Raw genomic sequence first — 2,273 nt, forward strand, 5'->3', positions numbered from 1 at the left:
AAGTAAATGATATATTAATGAAACGAACTAACTATTGTTCTATCATCAGCAAAATCTCAATAACCTCAAAATTATAAAATTTAGGGTTTTTGAGTTTTAATTTTGAGTTTTTAATTGTCAACTACTATTCAGAATCAAGTGTTAAATATTTATCGTTCTGTCGTACTTCCGATTCTATTCTCTGGATTAAAAGCCGATCCAGAATGGGTACATCATAGAGTCCTAAATATTCTCAATTTTATGGATACTCACTCCGACTCTCAAACGATAAGTAGGCTTCAGACAATGATGGAGAAATTCTTCTGTTTTGAAGATACTCGCCTAGAGCAAACTTTATGGGGATTAAACTTTAAAAATCCCGTAGGTTTGGCCGCAGGATATGATAAAGATGGTGTGGCCATTAATGCTTGGCCTCGATTAGGTTTNGTCCTAAATATTCTCAATTTTATGGATACTCACTCCGACTCTCAAACGATAAGTAGGCTTCAGACAATGATGGAGAAATTCTTCTGTTTTGAAGATACTCGCCTAGAGCAAACTTTATGGGGATTAAACTTTAAAAATCCCGTAGGTTTGGCCGCAGGATATGATAAAGATGGTGTGGCCATTAATGCTTGGCCTCGATTAGGTTTTGGGTTTGCTGAACTTGGTACAGTCACTTTCCATGAACAACCAGGAAATCCTCAACCAAGATTGTTTCGTTTACCAATAGATTGGGCTGTCTTGAATCGAATGGGATTTAATAATCAAGGAGCTGCTGCTCTAGCTATAAGATTACAAGGTCAAGCAAAAAACAATCTAGGGGGTCTAAGCAGACAAGAAAATAATTCTTTTATTCCTCCTTCTTTGTTTCCTTATGGTATAAATATTGGTAAATCCAAGATAACATCTTTAGAAGCAGCAGCAACAGATTATTTAGATAGTTTTCGATTGTTAAAAGATTGGGGAGATTATTTTGTTGTTAATGTATCTTCTCCTAATACTCCCGGATTACGTTCCTTACAAAATACCGATAACTTAAGTAAAATATTAGCAGTTTTGCAAGGAGAAAATCCAGAAAATAAGCCCATTTTAGTTAAGATTGCACCTGATTTAGAAAATGAAGATATATCCTCAATACTAGACCTAATTAAAGAATATCAAATATCTGGCATAATTGCCACTAACACAACTATTAGTCGTGGGGGATTAAAAACTAAAATTATTCCAGAAACAGGTAAAGCTATAACTGAAGAAGCAGGTGGAATTAGTGGCGCACCATTAACCCAAAGATCGACAGAAATAATTAAGTTTATCTGGCAAAAAACAGAGGGAAAATTACCAATTATTGGTGTCGGTGGTATATTTACTGCGGAAGATGCATGGGATAAAATTACTGCAGGTGCAAGTCTAATTCAAGTTTATACAGGCTGGGTATATCAAGGACCGGGAATGGTCAAACAAATTCTTCAGGGATTACTACAAAAGTTAGATGAACAGGGATTAAATTCTATTTCTGAAGCTGTTGGTTTAGCAAATAAAAAGGAGTCAGGAGTCAGGAGTCAGGAGTCAGGAGGGAAGATAATTTAGTCAAGTTTAAATGGATTAAATTCTATTTCTGAAGCTGTTGCTTTAGAGGTAGGAATTAGGGGGAAAATAATTGATAATTTCTGTGAGATAATTGATTTTATTTTTCTTATGGAAAATGTCTAATAAATAGGGAATAGGGAATAGGGAATAGGGAATAGGGAATAGGGAATAGGGAATAGGGAAAAAAATTGATAGTTTATGTGAGATAATTGATATTATTTTTCTTATGGAAAATGTCTAATAAATAGGTTGTAATGTTTTATCGTAGGGGTTTGGTCTCCAAACCTAACCAAAAATGGGATTTATCTGACCAGAAAATAAGGTTTCAAGCCTCCCCTTGGATAGGGGATAAAAAAGAAAATTTAGTATTTCAAGGCTCCCTATTCCATAGAGGTACTGATAACTTTTAACTGATAACTGAAATGACCAAACCCCTAAAGTATTTTTTCAAAAATCATTTCATAGGGAGTAGGGAATAGGAAATAGGGAATAGGGAAAAAAATTGATAGTTTCTGTGTGATAATTGATTTGATTTTTTATTATTGGAGATATCTAATAAATAGGTCGTAATATTTTATCGTAGGGGTTTGGTCTCCAAACCTAACCAAAAATGGTATTGATATGACCAGAAAATAAGGTTTCAAGCCTCCCCTTGGATAGGGTGATAAAAAAGAAAATTCAGTATTTCAAGGCTCCCTATTCCA

General features: G+C 34.4%; 1 protein-coding gene. It reads left to right on the top strand.

Annotation, left to right across the window (positions count from 1 at the left end; translation table 11 throughout):
- The first annotated feature begins 447 nt into the window (after positions 1-447).
- Positions 448-1,569 carry a quinone-dependent dihydroorotate dehydrogenase gene (locus tag AFK68_RS01070; protein WP_094670950.1) on the top strand — a complete coding sequence of 374 codons (1,122 nt, stop codon included), beginning with the start codon at positions 448-450 and terminating at the stop codon, positions 1,567-1,569.
- Positions 1,570-2,273 lie beyond the last annotated feature (704 nt).

The sequence above is a fragment of the Hydrocoleum sp. CS-953 genome (genome assembly GCF_002260545.1).
GTDB lineage: Bacteria > Cyanobacteriota > Cyanobacteriia > Cyanobacteriales > Microcoleaceae > Trichodesmium.

Bases quoted from the DNA above. Each gene is read 5' to 3' on its own strand.
- AFK68_RS01070 (WP_094670950.1), top strand. From the start codon at position 448: ATGGATACTCACTCCGACTCTCAAACGATAAGTAGGCTTCAGACAATG.